General features: G+C 71.1%; 19 protein-coding genes. 13 read left to right on the forward strand and 6 right to left on the reverse strand.

What is annotated here, in order from left to right; genetic code table 11:
• Positions 1-20: 20 nt before the first annotated feature.
• A complete protein-coding gene (locus tag ABN273_RS05630) occupies positions 21-740 on the forward strand; it encodes a TetR/AcrR family transcriptional regulator (protein ID WP_349447549.1) in 720 nt (239 codons plus the stop codon).
• A gap of 30 nt (positions 741-770) precedes the next feature.
• Here ABN273_RS05630 and ABN273_RS05635 read toward each other — a convergent pair whose 3' ends face one another.
• Positions 771-2,396 (reverse strand): ABC-F family ATP-binding cassette domain-containing protein, encoded by a 1,626-nt coding sequence (locus ABN273_RS05635; RefSeq protein WP_349447550.1) that lies wholly within the window; start codon positions 2,394-2,396, stop codon positions 771-773.
• A gap of 333 nt (positions 2,397-2,729) precedes the next feature.
• Between ABN273_RS05635 and ABN273_RS05640 the strand changes: the two genes are divergently transcribed.
• Both ABN273_RS05640 and ABN273_RS05645 read left to right on the forward strand, forming a co-directional pair.
• Positions 2,730-3,839 carry an aldo/keto reductase gene (locus ABN273_RS05640; protein WP_349447551.1) on the forward strand — a complete coding sequence of 370 codons (1,110 nt, stop codon included), beginning with the start codon at positions 2,730-2,732 and terminating at the stop codon, positions 3,837-3,839.
• 177 nt (positions 3,840-4,016) lie between these two features.
• Positions 4,017-4,277, forward strand: a complete 261-nt coding sequence (locus ABN273_RS05645; RefSeq protein WP_349447552.1) for an alpha/beta fold hydrolase — start codon at positions 4,017-4,019, stop codon at positions 4,275-4,277.
• A gap of 47 nt (positions 4,278-4,324) precedes the next feature.
• Here the strand turns inward: ABN273_RS05645 and ABN273_RS05650 are convergent, their stop codons facing one another.
• Positions 4,325-4,795, reverse strand: coding sequence for a TetR/AcrR family transcriptional regulator (locus tag ABN273_RS05650; protein ID WP_349447553.1), 471 nt, complete (start codon positions 4,793-4,795; stop codon positions 4,325-4,327).
• On the opposite strand from ABN273_RS05650, the gene ABN273_RS05655 reads away from it, so the two are divergent.
• The 3 genes from ABN273_RS05655 to ABN273_RS05665 all read left to right on the forward strand — a co-directional run bounded on the left by ABN273_RS05655 (position 4,782) and on the right by ABN273_RS05665 (position 6,965).
• Positions 4,782-5,324, forward strand: a complete 543-nt coding sequence (locus tag ABN273_RS05655; protein WP_349447554.1) for an alpha/beta hydrolase — start codon at positions 4,782-4,784, stop codon at positions 5,322-5,324. The two genes, ABN273_RS05650 and ABN273_RS05655, sit on opposite strands and share 14 nt — an antisense overlap.
• A gap of 28 nt (positions 5,325-5,352) precedes the next feature.
• Positions 5,353-5,508: a hypothetical protein gene (locus ABN273_RS05660; protein ID WP_349447555.1), complete on the forward strand. Its 156-nt coding sequence runs from the start codon at positions 5,353-5,355 to the stop codon at positions 5,506-5,508.
• 257 nt (positions 5,509-5,765) lie between these two features.
• Positions 5,766-6,965 carry a cytochrome P450 gene (locus ABN273_RS05665; protein ID WP_502910940.1) on the forward strand — a complete coding sequence of 400 codons (1,200 nt, stop codon included), beginning with the start codon at positions 5,766-5,768 and terminating at the stop codon, positions 6,963-6,965.
• A 207-nt stretch (positions 6,966-7,172) separates the two neighbouring features.
• Here ABN273_RS05665 and ABN273_RS05670 read toward each other — a convergent pair whose 3' ends face one another.
• Entirely contained in the window at positions 7,173-7,907 is a 735-nt protein-coding gene (locus ABN273_RS05670) for a TetR/AcrR family transcriptional regulator (protein ID WP_349447557.1), read from the reverse strand.
• 84 nt (positions 7,908-7,991) lie between these two features.
• On the opposite strand from ABN273_RS05670, the gene ABN273_RS05675 reads away from it, so the two are divergent.
• The 6 genes from ABN273_RS05675 (at position 7,992) to ABN273_RS05700 (ending at position 12,725) form a co-directional block, all read left to right on the forward strand.
• Positions 7,992-8,936 (forward strand): ATP-binding cassette domain-containing protein, encoded by a 945-nt coding sequence (locus tag ABN273_RS05675; protein WP_349447558.1) that lies wholly within the window; start codon positions 7,992-7,994, stop codon positions 8,934-8,936.
• On the forward strand, positions 8,933-9,751 hold the full coding sequence (locus tag ABN273_RS05680; RefSeq protein WP_349447559.1) for an ABC transporter permease: 819 nt from the start codon (positions 8,933-8,935) through the stop codon (positions 9,749-9,751). The genes ABN273_RS05675 and ABN273_RS05680 overlap by 4 nt, the downstream gene beginning before the upstream one ends.
• Before the next feature lie 78 nt (positions 9,752-9,829).
• Positions 9,830-10,033 (forward strand): hypothetical protein, encoded by a 204-nt coding sequence (locus ABN273_RS05685; protein WP_349447560.1) that lies wholly within the window; start codon positions 9,830-9,832, stop codon positions 10,031-10,033.
• Between the two features lie 123 nt (positions 10,034-10,156).
• On the forward strand, positions 10,157-11,266 hold the full coding sequence (locus ABN273_RS05690; RefSeq protein WP_349447561.1) for a DUF418 domain-containing protein: 1,110 nt from the start codon (positions 10,157-10,159) through the stop codon (positions 11,264-11,266).
• Between the two features lie 55 nt (positions 11,267-11,321).
• Entirely contained in the window at positions 11,322-11,915 is a 594-nt protein-coding gene (locus ABN273_RS05695; protein WP_502910951.1) for a DUF7711 family protein, read from the forward strand.
• Between the two features lie 126 nt (positions 11,916-12,041).
• A complete protein-coding gene (locus ABN273_RS05700) occupies positions 12,042-12,725 on the forward strand; it encodes a DUF4097 family beta strand repeat-containing protein (protein ID WP_349447563.1) in 684 nt (227 codons plus the stop codon).
• Between the two features lie 50 nt (positions 12,726-12,775).
• Here ABN273_RS05700 and ABN273_RS05705 read toward each other — a convergent pair whose 3' ends face one another.
• Positions 12,776-14,950 (reverse strand): polysaccharide lyase 8 family protein, encoded by a 2,175-nt coding sequence (locus ABN273_RS05705; RefSeq protein ID WP_349447564.1) that lies wholly within the window; start codon positions 14,948-14,950, stop codon positions 12,776-12,778.
• A 55-nt stretch (positions 14,951-15,005) separates the two neighbouring features.
• On the reverse strand, positions 15,006-15,989 hold the full coding sequence (locus ABN273_RS05710) for an Lrp/AsnC family transcriptional regulator (protein ID WP_349447565.1): 984 nt from the start codon (positions 15,987-15,989) through the stop codon (positions 15,006-15,008).
• Positions 15,990-16,071: 82 nt separating this feature from the next.
• On the opposite strand from ABN273_RS05710, the gene ABN273_RS05715 reads away from it, so the two are divergent.
• A complete protein-coding gene (locus tag ABN273_RS05715; protein WP_349447566.1) occupies positions 16,072-17,439 on the forward strand; it encodes an MFS transporter in 1,368 nt (455 codons plus the stop codon).
• A 4-nt stretch (positions 17,440-17,443) separates the two neighbouring features.
• Here ABN273_RS05715 and ABN273_RS05720 read toward each other — a convergent pair whose 3' ends face one another.
• A complete protein-coding gene (locus tag ABN273_RS05720) occupies positions 17,444-18,895 on the reverse strand; it encodes a WGR domain-containing protein (protein WP_349447567.1) in 1,452 nt (483 codons plus the stop codon).
• Positions 18,896-18,921: the final 26 nt, after the last annotated feature.

The following is an 18,921-nucleotide window of genomic DNA, read 5'->3' on the forward strand; positions in this document are numbered from 1 at the left end:
ACGAAATGGAGAACAGCACGGTGAGTCAGCTGGTCGAACACCACTCGCACAAAGCCGCCCGCATCCTGGACAGCGCGCGCGAGCTGGTGGCCGATCATGGCGTGCGCAAGGTCACCGTCAGCGAGATCGCCGGCGCGGCCGGGGTCGGCAAGGGCACCGTCTACCTGTACTGGCCCACCAAGGAGGACCTCATCCTCGGCCTGTTCGCCCGCGAACTGCTGGCCTTCCTGGACGAGGTCATCGCCCGCATCACCGCCGACCCCGCCGCCGTGCTGCCGCGCCACCTGGCCCCGCTGCTGATCCGCACCGGGCTGCGATCCCCCCTGGCACGCCGCCTCACCGCCAAGGACGCCGAAGTGCTGCGGCTGCTCACCGAGCAGGCCGGCGACCGCGACCTGTTCGAGCGCACTCAGCCCAGCGCCATGTGCGAGGCGGTCATGCCGATCCTGCGCCGGCACGGCCTGATCCGCCAGGACCGCCCGCTGGCCGACCAGTCCTACGCCATGCACGCCGCGCTCATCGGCTTCGGCACCGCCATGTCCCACCCGGACTCCGCCCCGCCCAGCGCCGGCGACCCCGGCGACGTCCTCTCCGACGCCGTGGCCCTGCTGCTCGAACCCGCGGTCGCACCCGCCGAGCAGGCCGTCACCGCGGCCGCCGACGAGACCGTCGCCGTCTTCCGCCAGACCAGGGACGCCGTTCTGGACATCATCGACCGCAGCCAGACCCTCCAGCGATGAACCCCGCGAGCAAAGCCGACCGCACCCGCGTCAGTCACCGGCGGGCCCTCCCGCCTCCAGCAGCCGCCCGCCGGACAGCTCCAGCCAGCGCTCCACCTTGATCTCCGCGAGGAACCGCTCGTCGTGGCTGACCACCACGAACGCCCCCTCGTACGCGCCGAGCGCGCTCTCCAGCTGCCCCACGCTGACCAGATCGAGGTTGTTGGTGGGCTCGTCGAGCAGGAGGAGCTGGGGCGCCGGCTCGGCGCACAACACGCAGGCCAGGGTGGCGCGCAGCCGTTCGCCGCCCGACAACACGCCCACCGGCAGGTGGGCACGGGCGCCGCGGAACAGGAAGCGGGCGAGCAGGTTCATCCGCTCCGCTTCCAGCATGCTCGGGGCGAACGCGGCCAGGTTCTCGGCCACGGTGCGCTCGACGTCGAGCAGGTCGAGCCGCTGCGACAGGTAGGCGACCCGGCCGTCGGCCCGCCTGGTCGTGCCGCCGTCGGGCTCCAGGTCGCCGCTGATCAGGCGCAGCAGGGTTGACTTGCCCGCGCCGTTGGGGCCGGTCAGCGCGATCCGCTCGGGCCCGCGGACGGTCAGGTCGATGCCCGGCTCGGCGAACAGGCCGCGGGCCTGCAGGTGTTCGCCCTGGAAGACAGTGCGCCCGGCCGGCACGTTGGTCCCCGGCAGCTCCAGCGCGATCCTCTGGTCGTCGCGCAGCGCCCGCCCGGCCTCGTCGAGCCTGGCCTTGGCGTCGCCGACGCGGGCGGCGTGCATCTGGCCCGCCCGCCCGGCCGACTCCTGCGCGCCGCGCTTCATGTTCCCGGCGAAGATCCGCGGCAGCCCGGCGCTCTTGAGGTTGCGGGCGGCGTTGCCGGCCCGGCGCTCGGCGCGCTCGCGGGCCTGCTGCATCTCCCGCTTCTCGCGCTTGAGCTCCTGCTCGGCGCTGCGCACGTTGCGTTCGGCGGCCTCCTGCTCGGTGCGGACGGCTTCCTCGTACGCGGTGAAGTCGCCGCCGTAGAAGCGGATCTCGCCGCGGTTGAGCTCGGCGATGCGATCCATGCGGTCGAGCAGGGTCCGGTCATGGCTGACCACGAGCAGGCAGCCGTTCCAGTCGCCGAGAACGTCGTAGAGCCTGCGGCGGGCGCCGAGGTCGAGGTTGTTCGTCGGCTCGTCGAGCAGCAGGACGTCGGGCCGCTTGAGGAGCTGCGCGGCCAGGCCGAGCGAGACGACCTGGCCGCCGCTCAGCGTGCCCAGCGTGCGGTCGAACGCGAGCTCGCCGAGTCCGAGCCGGTCGAGCTGGGCACGGGTGCGCTCCTCGATGTCCCAGTCGTTGCCGATGGTGGTGAAGTGCTCCTCGTCGGCGTCCCCCGCTTCGATGGCGTCCAGCGCGGCGATCACCGGGGCGATGCCGAGAACCTCCGCCACGGTCAGGTCGCCGGTGAGGGGCAGGCTCTGCGGCAGGTAGCCGAGCACGCCGTGAACGGACACGCTGCCGCCACGGGGCCGGTGCTCGCCGGCGATCAGCTTGAGCAGCGTGCTCTTGCCCGCGCCGTTCGGAGCGACGAGGCCGGTGCGGCCGCCACCCACGGTGAAGGACAGGTCGCTGAAGACGGGCGTGTCGTCAGGCCAGGAGAAGGACAGGTCGGAACAGACGATGAACGCATCGGACATGGGAGAAGACCTCGTACGAGAACGCGGGCGCGCCGAAGCCGCCCGGCAAAGGGGACAGGGGTTCGGGGAACGACGACCGAGGCCACATCGGCGGCGGTCATGTGCGCCTGCCGGGGCCGATCAACCTCCGGTATCACCCGGAGATGTCGTCGTCACCTGCCATGTCTGGTCTCCCAGCTTCCGATCTCAAGCGTTTTTCACCATAGCAGCCGCCGGGAGCTTCCGGGCCGTGGGTGGCCATTTTTGGACTTGACAGTCCATTTTTGGCTACGCAAGCTGACGAGTGTCCGTCCCGACCTCCTCGAATCCGCTTGCGAACGGAGCGACACCCTCATGCCCCTGGACCACTACTACCTGCTCGGACGTTCCGGACTACGCGTCAGCCGACTGGCACTGGGCACGATGAACTTCGGCACCGGCGGCTTCCACGCCGCCTACGGCAAGACCGAGGAGCAGGCCCGCCCGATCTTCCGCCGCTACCTCGAAGCAGGCGGCAACCTCATCGACACCGCGGACTTCTACACCGCCGGCCAGAGCGAGACCATCCTCGGCAACCTCATCGCGGAAGCCAAGGTGCGCGACAAAGTGGTGCTCACCACCAAGTTCACCAACAGCGTCGACCCCGGCGATCCGAACGCGGGAGGCAACGGCCGCAAGCACATGGTCAGAGCGGTCGAGGCGTCACTGCGCCGCCTGCGCACCGACTACATCGACCTGTTCCTGCTGCACACCTGGGACCGGATCACTCCCGTCGAGGAGGTCATGCGGACCTTCGACGACCTCACCAGAGCCGGAAAGATCCGCTACGCGGGCCTGTCCGACGTGCCCAGCTGGTACGCGGCACGCGCCCAGACCTACGCCGAGGCCCACTCCCTCGTACCGGCGGTCAGCCTGCAACTGCCCTACTCCCTCATCGACCGGACCGTCGAACTGGAACACGTCGCCATGGGGCAGAGCCTGGGACTCGGCATCACCGCATGGAGCCCGCTCGGCGGCGGCTTCCTGACCGGCAAGTACCGAAGCGCTGACCAGGGGCTGGCCGGAGACGGCCGGCTCAGCGGCGCCGGCTCCCACGGCCGCTCGTGGACGGAAAGGGACTGGCGGCTGCTGGCCGCGGTGGAGAGCGTCGCCGGCAAGCTCGGCGTGACGATGGCCCAGGTAGCACTCAACTGGGTCGCCACCCAGCCCGGTGTCGCCTCGGCGATCGCCGGAGCGAGCAGCGCGGACCAGCTCGACGCCAACATGGCGGCCCTCGACTTCGAACTGCCGGCCGAACTGCGCGCCGAACTTGACCAGGCCAGTTCCGTGCCGCCCCCGTCGGTCTACCAGATGTTCACCCCGGACTATCAGAGCTGGCTGGTCAGCCCGGGCGTCAAGGTCGGGGACAAGCCTGCCGGGTACGCCCCCGCCGTACGGAACTGGACACCCCAAAGCAGCGCTTGACGGACTCCGCGAGCTGTGCGCGCGACGGCCTGCCCCGGCCGCGGCGTGTACGCGTCGTCAACGTTTCGCATGCAGGCGGCGCCTATGGTCGTGCGCCATGTCGAGTCACCCCGATATCTCGCGAACCGCCGGAGACACCGGCACTTCCGGTCATCGCACCATACGCAAGGGAGACACATGAACACCGCCGTCACGACCCCGCTGTCGCCGGGCACGCACACTGTCAGCGTCGGGGGCGTCGCCCAGCGCCACCACGTCGCCGGGGCCGGGCCCGTCTGCCTGGCCCACCCGGGCGGCCCGGGGCTGTCGTGGGAGTACCTGCGGATGCCGGCGGGCGCCGAGCTGGTCCTGTTGGAGAAGAGCGGCCATCTCGGTCACGTCGAAGAGCCGGACGCCTTCGCCCGTGCCGTGACGGCCTTCGTGGCAGCCACGGACTAGGCCCTGCCATGGCGTGTATACGCGTCGTCAACCGTTTGCAGGCAGGGTCAGCGCGCCTGCGGGGTGCCGACGCCCCGCAGCAGTGTGTCGACCACGACGTCGGCGGCCTGTGCGGCGCTCAGCTCGGACAGGTCCTCGGCGGCGTGTTCCATCAGCGGTGGCAGGACCGTGGCCACCCAGCCGGGCGGCAGGTCGGAGCGCAACAGGCCCTCGTCGGTGGCGCGCTGCAGGAAGGCGTCGACCTCGTCGATCAGGCGGCGGCGCTCGCGGAGCGTCACCTCGCGGAGCATGCGGCTCGTTTCCACGGGCAATTTGCGGTTGACGGCGATGATGCCTTCGACGTAGCGGTGCAGTGCGACCGCGACCGGGGCCTCGCGCAGCCTGGCGGCCTCGATGGCCGCCTCGACCGCGTCGTAGCGTGCTCCGTAGACGGCGGCCATGAGGTCTTCCCGGGAGGCGAAGCGGCGGTAGACGGTGCGGCGGTCCACCCCTGCCGCGGCGGCGATGGCGTCGGTCATCAGCGTCGCCGGCGCGAACGACCCCCAGGTCAAGGCCCTCGTGTACGTCGCCGCCTTCCTGCCCGCCCCCGGCGAGACCGCCCTGGAGCTGACGAACAAGTACCCCGGCTCCGCCCTCCCCGGCACCCTCGACCCGACCCCCTTCACCCTCCCCGGCACCCTCGACCCGACCCCCTTCACCCTCCCCGACGGCACCAGCGGGACCGACCTGTACATCAAGCCCGGCAAGTTCCACCATCAGTTCGCCGCCGACGTACCGGCCGGCACCGCGGCCCTCATGGCCGCCACCCAGCGGCCCATCGCCCAGTCCGCCCTGGAGGAGAAGACCGCGGCCGCCGCCTGGAAGGACAAGCCCAGCTGGGCCATCATCACGACGCAGGACCTCAACATCCCCGCCAGAGTCCAGCGCTTCATGGCCAAGCGCGCCCACGCGCACTCCGTCGAAGTACGCGCCTCCCACTCCGTCGCCGTCTCCCAGCCCAAGACCGTGGCCGGCGTCATCGAGAAGGCCGCGCGCGCCACCCGATAGCCCACCAGGCGAAAGAGAGATCACGACCATGGACATGAAGCTCGACGACGACCCGCCCCGACGGCTCCTCCTCGGCAGCGACGCCGTTGCCTCCGCCCAGAAAGCCGCCGAGATCCGCGCCGCGGAAACCGCGAAATGGGCCGACGTGAGCCGCTCTGCCGACTACCCCGCCGACGAGCGCTAGCCGCCGCACAGAGCCCCCGATGAACCCCAGGACCTGGTCACGAGCAGACGTGACCAGGACTTTCTGTTTTGACGGGTGGTGGATCAGCCACAGTCCGATGTCCGCGTAGATCTTGGCCTTCCGCAGCGAGGCGGTGTCGTGTCAGCGGCCGTGTCAGCACGGCGACGGCCCCATATCAGGGCGGTCGGCGATGGTGGATGCCACGAACGGCTCAGCCACATCGCGATTTGAACCCCAGGCCGATGAGAGGAATGACCATGGAACACGTCGTCACCACGCTGCCGACCGCGCGTCAGCCCGGCTGTCCCTTCGACCCGCCCAAGGAGCTGATCGACGCCCGCGAGCACGGCCCGATCAGCCGCTTCCCCTTTCCCGACGGACACCAGGGCTGGCTGGTCACCGGCTACGACCTGGTCCGGTCTGTCCTGGCCGACCCTCGGTTCAGCTCACGCAAGGAGCTCATGCGCCATCACCCGCTGGTCGACTACGGCGACATCGAGGTACCCCCGGCGCCGCCCGGCGAGTTCCTGCTGATGGACGATCCGCAGCACAGCCGCTACCGCAAGCCGCTGGTGGGCAAGTTCACCGTACGGCGGATGCGACTGCTGACCGAGCGCGTCGAGCAGGTCACCGCCGAGCACCTGGACGCCATGGAGCAGGCCGGGCCGTCGGTGGACCTGGTGACCGCGTTCGCCAAGCCCATTCCCGCCGTCATCATCTGCGAGCTGCTGGGCGTGCCGTACGAGGACCGGGGCTCCTTCCAGGAGAACATCGACAAGTTCCTCGGCGGGGAGGTCAGCGACGAGGAGCTGATCGCGGCCTACACCGCGACCCAGACCTATCTCGCGGAGCTGGTGGCCGCCAAGCGCGCCAACCCCACCGACGACGTGCTCAGCGACCTGCTCGACAGCGACCTGACCGATGAGGAGCTGAAGGGGATCGCCCTGATCCTGCTGTCGGCCGGGTTCGACACCACCGCGAACATGCTGGCGCTGGGCACCTTCGCGCTGCTGCAGAACCCGGAGCAGCTCGCGGCGCTGCGCGCCGAACCCGCGCTCACCGACGGGGCCGTGGAGGAGCTGCTGCGGTATCTGACCGTCGCCAAGCAGTTCGCGAGGGTCGCGCTGGAGGACGTCGAGCTGGGCGGCCAGACCATCAAGGCCGGCTCGACGCTCATCCTGTCGTACGCCACCGCCAACCGCGACCCCGAGCGCTTCACCGACCCCCACGTGCTCGACCTGCGCAGGCAGGAGGGCGGACACCTGGCCTTCAGCCACGGCATCCACCAGTGCCTGGGCCAGCAGCTGGCCCGCGTCGAGCTGCGCGTCGCGCTCCCCGCGCTGCTCAACCGCTTCCCCACGCTGCGCCTGGCCGTACCGGCCGAAGAGGTCGCCCTGCGCCCGGAGACCGCCGACATCTACGGGGTCAAGAGCCTCCCGGTCACCTGGGACGCGTGACCGCGGCACAGGGCCGTACGCGCAGGACCCGGGCCTGGGCTGCGTCGGCGCCGTCTTCAACCACGGCGGCGGCAACGACGGCTACGGGGCGCTGATCTACCGCACGCCCGACGGCAAGAAGACCATGGCCGCCGCGGCTGGGGTTTCGTCACACAGGGCGCTGGACAGGTCGGGCTGCATGGCCGGGGACTGGTCGCGTCAGATGACCTATGCCGGAGGCTCGGCCGTTGGCGGGAGGGCCGCGGCGATGCAGTCGAGGACGCGCTGGAGCCCGTACCGGAACTGGTCGTCGCGGCTCAGGTGCGGCCGGCGCGCCTCCATCACGATCTTGCTGAAGATCGGGTAGTCCCCGCTCTCCAGCAGTTGGTGGACGCGCGGGGAGCTCCGCGTCATCCACTCCGACTCGCTGAGCCCGCTGCGGCGGACCTCCTCGGCCCAGCTGATCTCCTCGCGGACGGCGCCCTCGACATAGCCGTTCAGCATGGCCATGAGGCCGAGGTTCTCGTCGATGGAGACGTGCGGGTCGAGGGCGCCCATCACCCGTTCGATCAGGCGCAGCTGGTTGGGGCCGAAGCTGGGGAGTGACCGCTGCACGGTGGCGATCCACGGGTGCCGAAGCCACATCGCCCGCAGCCCGTCGGCGTAGCGCGTCAGATCCGCGCGCCAGTCGCCGGAGGGCATGCCCTCGACGTCGACCTCGCCCTGCAGCCGGTCGGCGATGAGCTCGACGAGGTCGTCGCGGCTCGGGACGTACCGGTAGAGGGACATCGCGCCCGCGCCGATCTCGGCGGCGATCCGCCGCATGGTGGCGGCCTCCAGCCCCTCGGCGTCGGCGATCCGGATCGCCGCCTCGGTGATCTGCGCGCGGCTGTAGACCGGCTTCGGCCCGCGGGCCGGGCGCTCGGGCCGCATCCAGATGCTCACGTACTCGGCGTCAGCCACCGCTTCCTCCTCCCAGTTGCGTACATGGTACCCAGTAATCTAACCTGACCCGCAACCGCGTACAACGTACCCAGTGGAGGGGTCATGCCTGATCCGATCGTGGTCGCCGAGGGGCTGCACAAGTCCTTCGGCGACACCCATGCACTACGGGGCCTGGACCTGGGCGTCCCGAAAGGAACGGTCTGCGGGGTGCTGGGGCCGAACGGCGCGGGGAAGACGACCGCGGTGCGCATCCTGGCGACCCTGTCCGATCCCGATGCCGGGCACGCCCGCATCGCCGGATACGACGTCGTCCGCGAGGCCGGCGAGGTACGGGCCAGGATCGGGCTCGCGGGTCAGTCCGCCGCCGTGGACGAGAAGCTCACCGGCCGCGGCAACCTGCGCATGTTCGGGCGCCTCTCCCACCTGTCCCGGCGCGCGGCGCACCAGCGGGCCGACGAGCTGCTCGACCGCTTCGGCCTGGTGGACGCCGCCGATCGCCAGGTCGCCGGCTACTCCGGCGGCATGCGGCGCCGCCTCGACCTGATCACCTGTCTCATCCTGCGCCCCGAGGTGCTCTTCCTGGACGAGCCGACCACCGGCCTGGACCCGCGCAGCCGCGGCGAGATCTGGGACAGCGTCCGCGAGCTGGTGGCGGACGGCACCACGGTGCTGCTCACCACGCAGTACCTGGACGAGGCCGACCGGCTGGCCGACGACATCGCCGTCATCGACCACGGGCAGGTGATCGCCACCGGCACTCCGGACGAGCTGAAGGCCACGATCGGGGACCGCCTCGACGTCGTCCTCGAAGCCCCCGCCGCACTTGCGACAGCGGCAGCCGTACTGAACACCCTGGCCGGCACCGAACCCACGACGACCGGCGCCGACCGGCTCAGCGTCGCCCTGCCCGGCGGCCGCCTCCGGCTCGCCGACATCGTGCGCGAGCTCGACCGCGCCGGGGTCGCCGCCGCCGACGTGAGCCTGCGCCGCCCCACCCTCGACGAGGTGTTCCTGCGCCTCACCGACCGCAAGGAGTCCGTCCGATGACCGTCCTCACCTCACCACTGGGCCGCCTGCGCTGGACGTTCGCCGACGGACTGACCCTGGTCGGCCGCGAGCTGGGACGGCTGCGGCAAGAACCTGGGCAGATCGTCGCCGCGCTGATCTTCCCGGCCGTCATGGTGGTGCTGTTCGGGTACGTCTTCGGCAGCGCGATCCAGGTGCCGGGCGGCGGCGACTACCGCGAGTACCTCATGCCCGGCCTGTTCGCGATGGTGACCTTCTCCGCGTGGTTGGGGGTCATGACGCGGGTGGCCGCCGACGCCTCCCGTGGTGTGATGGACCGGTTCCGCTCCATGCCGATGGCGCGGTTGGCGGTGCCGTTCGGACAGACCGGCGCCGACCTGCTAACCGGCCTGCTGATGCTGGTCATCATGGTGGGAACGGGCCTGCTGGTGGGCTGGCAGCCGCACCGCGGCCTGATCCCCACGGCCCAGGCGTTCCTGCTGATGATCGTGCTGCGGTACGCGCTGAGCTGGGTGGGCGTCTATGTGGGCCTGGCGGTGAAGAACGACCAGGTCGCCGACGCGATGGTGCCGCTGGGCCTGCCGTTCACGATGCTGTCGAACGCGTTCGTCCCGACCGACGGCATGCCGGGCTGGCTGCGCTTCCTGGCCGACTGGAACCCGGTAAGCGCGCTCACCGCCGTCTCACGGCAGCTGTTCGGCAACCCGGGTGTGACGTCCGGAGACGTAGCCTGGCCGCTCGCGCATCCGGTGACCGCCGTCCTGCTCTGGTCGGCCGCGCTGCTGGTGATCTTCGTCCCGCTGTCGCTCCGTGCCTACACGCGCAGGGGGCGGTGAAGGCCCACGCCGGTAGGTCGGAGCACCGGCCCGCGCCCGCCGAACCAGCGCCCTGACTCGGCACGACACCAGGCCGCCGTGCGGTTCGAGCAGGTCCTGCTGGACCTGACCGTCGAGCTGTGGCAGACGCAGCCGTTCCCGGTGCCTGACCTGTACGGCCTGCTGTGCATGGAAGTCCTGCACCAGCTGGACTTCGCCGACACCGACCTGGAGCCCGTCTTCGAGGAATGCCTGCACGAGCTGGCCGGCATCCTCTCCGTGGAATACCGGCCGACCGCATAGATCAGCGGCTGCCGTCCTGGCTCTCGCTGACTAAAGATGTAAGCCCGTACATCGATCGATGTACGGGCTATTTCCCCTGACGGGACGATCAGGTACGGCGTTCGCGCCAGCACGCTTGAAGGCGTGACCAGACGCATTGACGCCCTCGACGTGCTGCGTGGCGTGGCCATCATGGGCACGCTCGGCACGAACATCTGGATCTTCACCGCGCCCGGCGGGCCGGCGGAGTTCCTGCGGCCCGGCGGCGACACCGGTGTGGTGGAGACGTTCCTGCGCTTCCTGTCCAACGGCAAGTTCCTCGGCCTGCTGACCCTGCTCTTCGGCGTCGGCCTCGAACTGCAGCACCGCAGCGCGCTCCGCAAGGGCCTGGCCTGGCCCGGCAGGTATCTCTGGCGCGCGACGCTGCTCTTCGTCGAGGGTGCCCTGCACTTCGTCCTGGTCTTCGAGTTCGACGTGCTGATGGGCTACGCGATCACGTCGGTGATCGTCGCGTACCTCATCGGCAGGAGCCGGCGGGCGGTCACCGCGTGGCTGGTCGCGGCCGGGACGCTGCACGTCGCCATGGTGGCCCTGACCACCGCGGCCCTGATGATCGGGCCGGGCGGCGGCGACACCCTCCCCTACGCCCGGCTCGGCTGGCTCGACCAGGTGGCGTTCCGCCTCCAGAACGTCGTCGTCTTCCGCATCGAGCTGGTCTTCATCGTCCCCATGGGGGTCGTCCTGTTCCTCCTCGGCGCGCGCCTGCTGCGCGCGGGGGTCTTCGAGGAGCACGGCGCGGGCCTGCGCAGGAAGCTGATCGCCGTCGGCCTCGGTCTCGGCGTGCCCCTCAACCTGGCCACCTCCTTCGCCGGCCCGGAGTGGTTCGCCGTCGACCGCTACCTCCTGGCGCCGATGGTCGCCCTGGGCCTGCTCGGGCTGATCACCTCGATCGTGCTAGGCATGCGCGGCGCGCCGGGCGTGCTCCGCCGGGGGATCACGGGCGTCGGCCGCACGGCGCTGTCCTGCTACGTCTTCCAGAACCTGGCGGCCAGCGTCCTCTGCTACGGCTGGGGCCTGGGGCTGGCCGACCGGTTCGACGGGTTCCGTCCGTGGTGGGTGCCGGTGGCGTGGGGCGGGATCTGCCTGCTGTTCATGGTGCTGTCCTCGCTGTGGCTGCGCAGGTTCAGCCGCGGGCCGCTGGAACAGGCCTGGCAGTGGGCCTATCAGGCGTCGTCGCCGGCCCGTCAGTCCTGAGCCCGCGCATGACGGCCGAGCCCGTACGCTGGTCGCGAGGAAGGACGGCAGAGTGATGCGTTACCGGCGGGCGGTGGAGAGGCTGCGGCAGCTCGCCCAGGCGTGCGAGCAGACCCGGCGCGTGCCGGCGGACGAGCCGTTCCTGCGCGAGGCCCATGTGTTCGGCGACGTGCTCGCGGGCGCCGACCCGATCGATCACCTCGAGATCGTCCTGGTGCTGAACCTCCCGCCGGACGAGGTGAGCTGGGGCACCCATCCGCCCGGCACCGCGTGGCTGGTCGACTTCCTGCGGCTGGACCAGGGCGGGATCGCCTACTGGTGGCGCTCCCACCAGGACCCGGTGTCGAACCACCGCATCCATGACCCGGTCCGGTTCTGGTCTCTCGACGGCCCGGACAAGGGCGTGCTCGAGGCGCTCGCCGAGCGCCGCTTCGACCTGCTGCGCGGGGCGGCGCCCCAGCTTCGGGAGGAGCGCGCCCAGGTCGCCGGGGAGCTGCAGGCGGCGCTGGACCATCTGCGTGCCGTACGCGACTCGTACTGGGACCGCCAGTGGCGCAGGAAGCATCGCAGCCTGAGCCGGTATCCGGAGCATCACCTGTGGGAGGCGGTCCAGGGCTACCTGGACCTGCTCGACGCCCGCGACGAGTGATCAATCACTTTGCCCACGTTTGAGATAGGCCGCCGGGAACCTCAGGGACCGTTCAGGGAATTCCCCGACGCCCGGGCATGCCCGGTTGGCTCAGACTTCAGAGTCATGGGGATGAGAAGAGCGGGCATGATCGCGGGGCTTGCGGGGCTCGCGGCGCTGTTAGCCGGGTGTGGCCTCGCCGGCCCACTCGATGAGGACACCGCGTCCTACGACGTGAGCGACAAGGTGGCGGGAGTGCGGGTGGAGGCCGACTCCGGCACCGTCGCGGTGGTGGAGTCGGACCGCCAGGGCATCCACGTGACCGAGGAACTCAGCTGGCGCAAGACCAAGCCGGAGACCAGCCACAAGGTGCAGGGCGACACGCTGACGCTGTCGTTCAAGTGCGCCAACACCTGGGGGCTGGGCAGCGGCGGCGCTGCCTGCGAGGTCAGTTACAAGGTGGAGGTGCCCAAGGGGCTCCGCGTCAATGTCAGCTCCGACTCCGGCGACCTGACGCTGGAGGGGCTGTCCGGCGAGCTCAATGCCCGCACCGACTCCGGGGTGATCGAGGCCGACGGGCTGGCGGCCAAGCGGGTCATGGCGGAGACCGACTCGGGCGACGTCGACCTGACCTTCGGCGGGCCGCCGGACAAGGTCGTGACCTCCTCGGACTCGGGCAACATCACGATCCACGTGCCACAGGGGCCGTACAACATCGTTGCCAAGACCGACTCGGGTGACAAGGACATCGCGGTGCCCACCGACTCCTCGGCCGCTCGGCAGATCGAGCTGACCACCGACTCCGGCAATCTGGAGGTCGTCACCCCATGAGGCGCTGAGACCTCCGGGAAGAGAGCCCCCGGCCCCGGGCGTTGCGGGCATCAACGCAGCCTGATCGTTTTCGAGACGCCCTCCTGATCGGCCAGCCCCCGGAACGTGAACGTGGAACCGGTCAGGCGGGCGTCGGCCGTGGCCCAGGTCACGGTCAGCTCGTCGAGTTCGCAGCGGGGATCGGACACGGTCAGCGTGCCCGCACGCACCAGCACCGCGCACGGGGCCGAGGCGGTCAGCTCGCCCACGGTCCCGGCGGTCCAGAAGTTGGCCGCGGTGAGCCCCAGCGAGGGCACGTGGATTGCCTGGACGCGGGCGGTGTTGGCGAGCACCCGTACCCAGCCGGGGTCGGCGGCCCTGCGGCGGGTCTCCTCCTGGCTCGCGCCGGGCAGGAGCAGGTAGACGTATCCGGCCGAACGGGGATCGACGCCGTGGTCGAGCCAGAGCGTCACGTAGTCGCGGGTCACGCCGCCGCCGGTGCGGCGTTCGCGCAGCGTGCGGAGGGGCCAGCGCACGACGTAGCCGCCGTGGCCCTCCAGATGGGCCCAGCCCTCGCCCTGGGCCAGGGCGGCCGTGGTCCTGCGGTTGTCCACGATCGTCTCGACGGGCACGCCGTCCTCCGCGGTGATGCCCGCGCCCAGGCACACGATCGCGTCGTCGAGGAAGAACCACGACTTGACCGCCTCCATCGTGCTCTCCAGCCCGTTCAGGTGCTGGCCGACGGTCGCGTACGTGCCGTCCGTGGCCCCGCCGACCCAGCGCCCCGGCGGACAGGTGTCGCCCCACGCCTCCCCCGCGCCGTCGGGCAGCCTCCGGGTGGAGACGGTCGTTCCTGGCAGCCGGTAGGGGTCCACGGTGTGCCAGAAGGAGTCCGAATAGTGGTCGCCGTGCCCCTCGGCCCACCAGTAGAGCATCCCGGAGCCGGTGTGCCAGCCGCGCAGGTTCTCGCCGTTGCCGTGCTCGTAGTGCCCGATCCGGTGCGAGGCCATGCTGAGCGCCGCGCACCAGCCCGGCCTGCGGTGCACGGCCCTGGCGCTCATCGGCAGCAGCCGGTGCCCGACCGGCTCCGCCGCCGCGGGCACGGCGTCGTCGTCCATGATCGCGGCCAGCCGGGCGTGGAACGCGGGCTCGGGATGTTCCAGCATCGGCCGGTACGTGTCGCGTGCGGCCCAGCCCTTGACCATGGCGTGCCAGCGGGCCCGCTGGGCGGCCGAGGCGCTCTCCCCCAGCAGCAGGACCGCCGCGGCGATCTCCCGCCCCTTCTCGTGGTCGCCGAACGGTCTCCTGCCGACTCCCCTGCCGCGGACCAGGTCCATGCAGGCTCCGTCCAGGACGAATGGGGCGAACGACCTCTCCACCATGTCGAGCACGTTCTGCGCGGCGACCTCCCACGGCGAGCCCCTGAGCACCGCGAACAGCGTCGCCAGCCCCGACAGCAGCGTCACCCCGTAGCCCCCCTGGTAGGGCACGTGCGTGTGCTGGATGAACGACCCGTCCCGGTAGAGCCCGTCGCCTTCGCCGACGATCCGGAACACCGGCGCGAGCGCGGAGGCCGCCAGCGCGGCCTTGCCGTAGTCGGACCCGAGCATGGCCCGCAGCAGCATCACCACGCACAGGTCCACGCGGTTGGCCCCGGTGCTGTTGCCGCTGTAGCGGCCGAGCCGGCGCTCCGGGACGAAGTGGTCGACCGCCTCCCGCAACGCCGCGCTCTGCGGCTCGGGCAGTTCGACCAGCGCGGCCGTGTCGAGCAGCGCCTTCGGCACGCCGATCTGCCAGTGCCACCAGTTGCCCGCCGGTTCGGCGCCCGCCGCGTACACGTGCCGCCGGTAGTGGTCCACCCCGGCCACGACGGCCGCCGCCAGACCCGGATCGCCGGCCAGGCCGGTGCCCTCCAGCACGTACGCGTGCGCCATGTCGCGCAACCGCCGCGGCGTCGCCACGAAGGACGGGAACGCCTGGTCCGGCCAGAGCGAGGTGCGCGCGGGCGTCATGGTGTCGCGGTGGCGAGCGGCCTTCCTGCCCAGCTCGGCCAGCCAGGACCGGTACGGCTCCACCGCCGGGTCGTATTTCCCGGACCCGGCGGTCACCTCCCGCCAGCGGCGGCGTAATCGCAGGAAGGAGTCGTCGGGGGTGTGGGCCGCCTCGGCGGGCAGCAGCGCGCCGAGCACCCCCGCCGCGGCCACGCCGCCGATCTGGAGGAACGAGCGCCTGGTTGGCCGGTGCACGACTCGATTATCACGGTGTCGCACCGCCCACCTCGCGGTAGGCCCCGCCCTGCCCTCAGAGAGGGAGCACGGCCCCGAACCGCTTGACGGTCCTGATGATCGGCGCGCTCTCGGTGTGCCCGATCGCGGGCAGCGCACCCAGGCTCTCGGTCAGGTAGCGGTAGAACGCCGCGTCGTCGTCGCACACGATGTTGGCGATCAGGTTGGCGGGGCCCGTCGTCGCGCCCACGAACGCGACCTCCGGATGCCTGGCCATCGCCTGCCCGGTCCTGTCCAGTTCGGCCGGCGGCACCGACATCCACAGCTGCGCCTCCACCCGCTTGCCCACCAGCGCGGGCAGTACGTCGAGGTGGAAGAAGATCGCGCCCGCGGCGCAGAGCTGCTCCATGCGGCGTCTGACCGTCGACTCCGACCAGCCCGTCACCGCCGCCAGGTCCGCGTAGCCCGTGCGGCCGTCCCGCGACAGCGCCTCCAGCAGTGCGTCGTCGCCGGGCCCCAGGGTGATCGGCTCGTCCCCGCCATGGCGGGCGGACATGCGCCCGGCCGCCATGGCCGCCTCCTGCTCGGGCGACAGCGCGGCCAGCCCCGCCCAGCCGACCAGGCCGCCGACGAACATGTGCAGGCTCCTGTGCGCCGTGACCGACAGCACGCGGTCCGTCCGCGCCAGCCTGCCGAGCAGCAGCGACTGGCGCTCCTTCACCGTGCGCTGGATCGTGCTGCAGGAGATCTCGGTGCCGCCGGACAGCAGGTGCACCCAGAACGTGTCGGGGCGCCGTCCGAGCGCCTCGGCGATCGGGACCGCCGCGTCAGGCGTGCACTGCAGCCTGATCACCCATGACTCGTAGCCGAGCCGCTGCCCGTCCACGGCGCCGACCACCCGTGCCATGCCGCTGGAGCGCAGCCGCCGGTAGCGGCGCGCCACCCGCTGGTCGGACACGCCGAGCACCTCGCCGATGCGGCTGAACGAGGCGCGCCCGTCCACCTGCAACGCGTGCAGCAGCCCCCGGTCCACCTCGTCCAGCTCGATGTTTTCCACCATCACAGGCTATCTCGCACGGAAAAACGCCAGAATCCCGGTATCTGCTGGCGAATATCCGCAGGTGTGGCCGACCTTGGTCGCCATGACCCAGACCTCCGAGGCGACGTCGACCGGTTGGTGGCCCCTGGTGGCCGCCTGCCTCGGCGCATTCATGGAACTCGTCGACGTGACCATCGTCATGGTCGCGCTCCCCGACATCACCAGCGATCTCGGCATGACCTTCACCGGCATTCAGTGGCTGCTGGACGGCTATGCGCTGGCCCTGGCGGCGCTGCTGCTCGCCGCCGGCTCCTTCGCCGACCACGCCGGGCGGCGCAGGGTGTACCTGGGCGCCCTGGCCGTGTTCGCGCTGGCCTCGCTGGCGTGCGGCCTGGCGCCCAGCGGCGGCGTGCTGCTGGCGGCCCGCGTGGTCCAGGGCGTGGGCGGGGCCGCCATGATGGCCACGACGCTGGCCGTCGTCGGCGCCACCTACCACGGCAGGCAGCGCGGCATCGCGTTCGGCGTGTGGGGCGGCGTCAACGGCGCCGCCGCGGCCGTCGCCCCCGTGCTCGGCGGCCTGCTCACCGAGCACCTGCACTGGCGGGCCATCTTCCTGGTGAACCTGCCCATCAGCCTGGCCGCCGGCTGGCTCACCCTGCGCACGGTCGAGGAGTCGCGCCTGCCGGGCAAGGGCCGGCTCGACTGGCCGGGCATGGTCACGTTCACGATCGCCGCGGGCACGCTCACGTACGGGCTCATCGAGACCGGGCAGCACGGCTGGACGGCGGCGCAGGCGCTCGTGCCGCTGGCCGCGGCCGCGGTCGCGCTCGTGGCCTTCGTCGTCATCGAGACGCGTAGCGATCATCCCATGCTGGACCTGCGGTTGTTCGCCGACCGGTCGTTCAGCGGCATCATGGCGGGGGCCACGCTGGTGACACCGGCCGCATTCGCCTGCTTGGCCTTCACCTCGATCTGGCTGCAGGAGGTCCTCCGGCTCGGCCCGGTGGACGCGGGGCTGGCGCTGACGCCGATGGCCGCCACCTCCCTCGTGGTCTCGGTGGCCGTCTCCCGCCTGTTCCCCCGGCTGCCCGCCCGTGCCTCGATCGGCTGCGGGCTGCTGCTGATCGGCGCGGGCGCGTTCCTCCAGGGCACTCTCGACCAGCACTCGACCTGGACCGCGCTGGCGCCAGGACTGGTCGTGACGGGCCTCGGCGTGGGGCTGGCCCTCCCGCCGCTCAACTCCGCTGCCATGCTGTACGTGCCGCCGCAGCGCGCGGGCATGGCCGCGGGCACGGTCAACACGGTCAGGCAACTCGGCTACGCGCTCGGCATCGCCGTGCTCGGCATCCTGTACCAGGACGACCTGGCCCCGTACGCGGCGCTGAACGACGTCTACCTGGCAAGTGCCGTCATGGGGCTGGTCGCGGGCCTGCTGGTGCTGGCATCGGTCCGTTCGGGCAGGCGCGCGTGAAGCTTCAGAGCAGCCGGCGGATCTCCCCGTACGCGCGGTAGAAGCCGCCGCGCCCGGCCGAGCGCACGCCCTCGACCAGGTAGCGGGCGCCCGGCTCTCGGATGTCCTTGGGGAACTGCACGTTCCAGGACTCGTAGCCGGGGCTGACCACGCGGATCCGCAGCCGCTCGCCGTCCTTGACGCACTCCACCACGACGCCGTCGCCCGCGTCCGTGGTGGTCTCCACCGTGACCGACGGCTCGACCACCAGCAACGACGCCGCCGCCTTGACGTCCACCGGCTGCGGCACGCTGCCCGAGCGGGCCGCGGCGATGGCCGCCTCACTGGCGTCGATGCAGGCCAGCGAGCCGTCGGTGGTGACGATGTAGAGCCGGTCGTCCAGGAACTGCATGGAGAACGCGGAGCCGCAACCGGTGCCGAGCTTCCACAGCCGCTCGCCCGAGGCGTCGAAGCAGTAGACCGACGAGTGGTTGTCGCCGGCGAAGACGTGACGGCCGCCCGGCGAGGTGGCGCAGGAGTAGACGGCGCCGTCGCACTGGTAGACCGCCTCGACCCGGCCGTCGCCCTTGGCCAGGCGGATCACGCTGCCCACGGAGCCGCGGGCGGTGCCGGCGTAGACGGAGTGCGCCTCCTGCCAGCCGAACAGCACCTGCTCGCGGAGGTCGGTCTGCCAGACGGGCGTGCCGTCCTGCGTGTCGTAGCGGGCGACGCCCTTCGAGTGCCCGTGGAAGACGGAGTCCTCGTCGCACCTGACCATCCAGGCGGAGTCGCCGGCGCCCTTGCGCGACCACTGGAACTCGTCCTCGTAGTCGATCGTGGTGATCCCGCCGGCGCGGTCGGAGACGCCGAGCATGCCGTCATGGATGTCGAGCCAGTAGATGTCCACGTCCTCGGCGATCTCGTACGCGGCCCTCGGAGCCTTGCCGCTCAGGTCGTACACACGACCGTCGTCGCAGCCCGCGTAGATCCAGAAGTCGTCGGCCACGATGCACTTGACGCCGTCCGGCAGCCTGAAGCGGCCGGTCACGGTGCCGGAGTGGGTGACGGTGTAGACGTCGCCGCGCTGGTTGCCGACCCAGCAGCGCTCGCCGTCCACGAAGATGCCGAACGCGGACGCCCCGCTGTCGAAGCGCCACAGGACCGGGGCGCGCTGGACGGTCGGGCGGGTGCTGGGGATGGCACTGGAATGGACGGCCGTGGCGTGGATGGTCCTGCGGGTGACGGCGCGCCGCCTGCGCGCCCCGCGTACCGCCGGGGCGTACCCCTTGCGGGTCTTCTCGCTGATCTTCTTGGCCGCCGCGGCCTGGGCCTTGGCCTCGGTGGGGAAGTCGGTGACCTTGGTCTGGCCGGCCTCGCCGATGCGTCCGTAGGTGATGGTGACGCGGGTGCCGGCCACGCTCACGTCGTAGAACTTGTGCGATCCGCCGCCGTCCTCTGACAGCTCCAGGTAGGTCATGTCCGTACTTCTCCCGTCTTGATCAA

The sequence above is a fragment of the Nonomuraea sp. B19D2 genome, from assembly GCF_040137845.1.
Classification (GTDB): domain Bacteria; phylum Actinomycetota; class Actinomycetes; order Streptosporangiales; family Streptosporangiaceae; genus Nonomuraea.

Excerpts from the sequence above, each read along its gene's own strand:
- ABN273_RS05635 (WP_349447550.1), bottom strand. The coding sequence starts at position 2,396 with ATGTCCGATGCGTTCATCGTCTGTTCCGACCTGTCCTTCTCCTGGCCT.
- ABN273_RS05640 (WP_349447551.1), top strand. The coding sequence starts at position 2,730 with ATGCCCCTGGACCACTACTACCTGCTCGGACGTTCCGGACTACGCGTC.
- ABN273_RS05645 (WP_349447552.1), top strand. The coding sequence starts at position 4,017 with ATGAACACCGCCGTCACGACCCCGCTGTCGCCGGGCACGCACACTGTC.
- ABN273_RS05655 (WP_349447554.1), top strand. The coding sequence starts at position 4,782 with ATGGCGTCGGTCATCAGCGTCGCCGGCGCGAACGACCCCCAGGTCAAG.
- ABN273_RS05650 (WP_349447553.1), bottom strand. The coding sequence starts at position 4,795 with ATGACCGACGCCATCGCCGCCGCGGCAGGGGTGGACCGCCGCACCGTC.
- ABN273_RS05660 (WP_349447555.1), top strand. The coding sequence starts at position 5,353 with ATGGACATGAAGCTCGACGACGACCCGCCCCGACGGCTCCTCCTCGGC.
- ABN273_RS05665 (WP_502910940.1), top strand. The coding sequence starts at position 5,766 with ATGGAACACGTCGTCACCACGCTGCCGACCGCGCGTCAGCCCGGCTGT.
- ABN273_RS05675 (WP_349447558.1), top strand. The coding sequence starts at position 7,992 with ATGCCTGATCCGATCGTGGTCGCCGAGGGGCTGCACAAGTCCTTCGGC.
- ABN273_RS05680 (WP_349447559.1), top strand. The coding sequence starts at position 8,933 with ATGACCGTCCTCACCTCACCACTGGGCCGCCTGCGCTGGACGTTCGCC.
- ABN273_RS05695 (WP_502910951.1), top strand. The coding sequence starts at position 11,322 with ATGCGTTACCGGCGGGCGGTGGAGAGGCTGCGGCAGCTCGCCCAGGCG.
- ABN273_RS05700 (WP_349447563.1), top strand. The coding sequence starts at position 12,042 with ATGATCGCGGGGCTTGCGGGGCTCGCGGCGCTGTTAGCCGGGTGTGGC.
- ABN273_RS05710 (WP_349447565.1), bottom strand. The coding sequence starts at position 15,989 with ATGGTGGAAAACATCGAGCTGGACGAGGTGGACCGGGGGCTGCTGCAC.
- ABN273_RS05715 (WP_349447566.1), top strand. The coding sequence starts at position 16,072 with ATGACCCAGACCTCCGAGGCGACGTCGACCGGTTGGTGGCCCCTGGTG.
- ABN273_RS05720 (WP_349447567.1), bottom strand. The coding sequence starts at position 18,895 with ATGACCTACCTGGAGCTGTCAGAGGACGGCGGCGGATCGCACAAGTTC.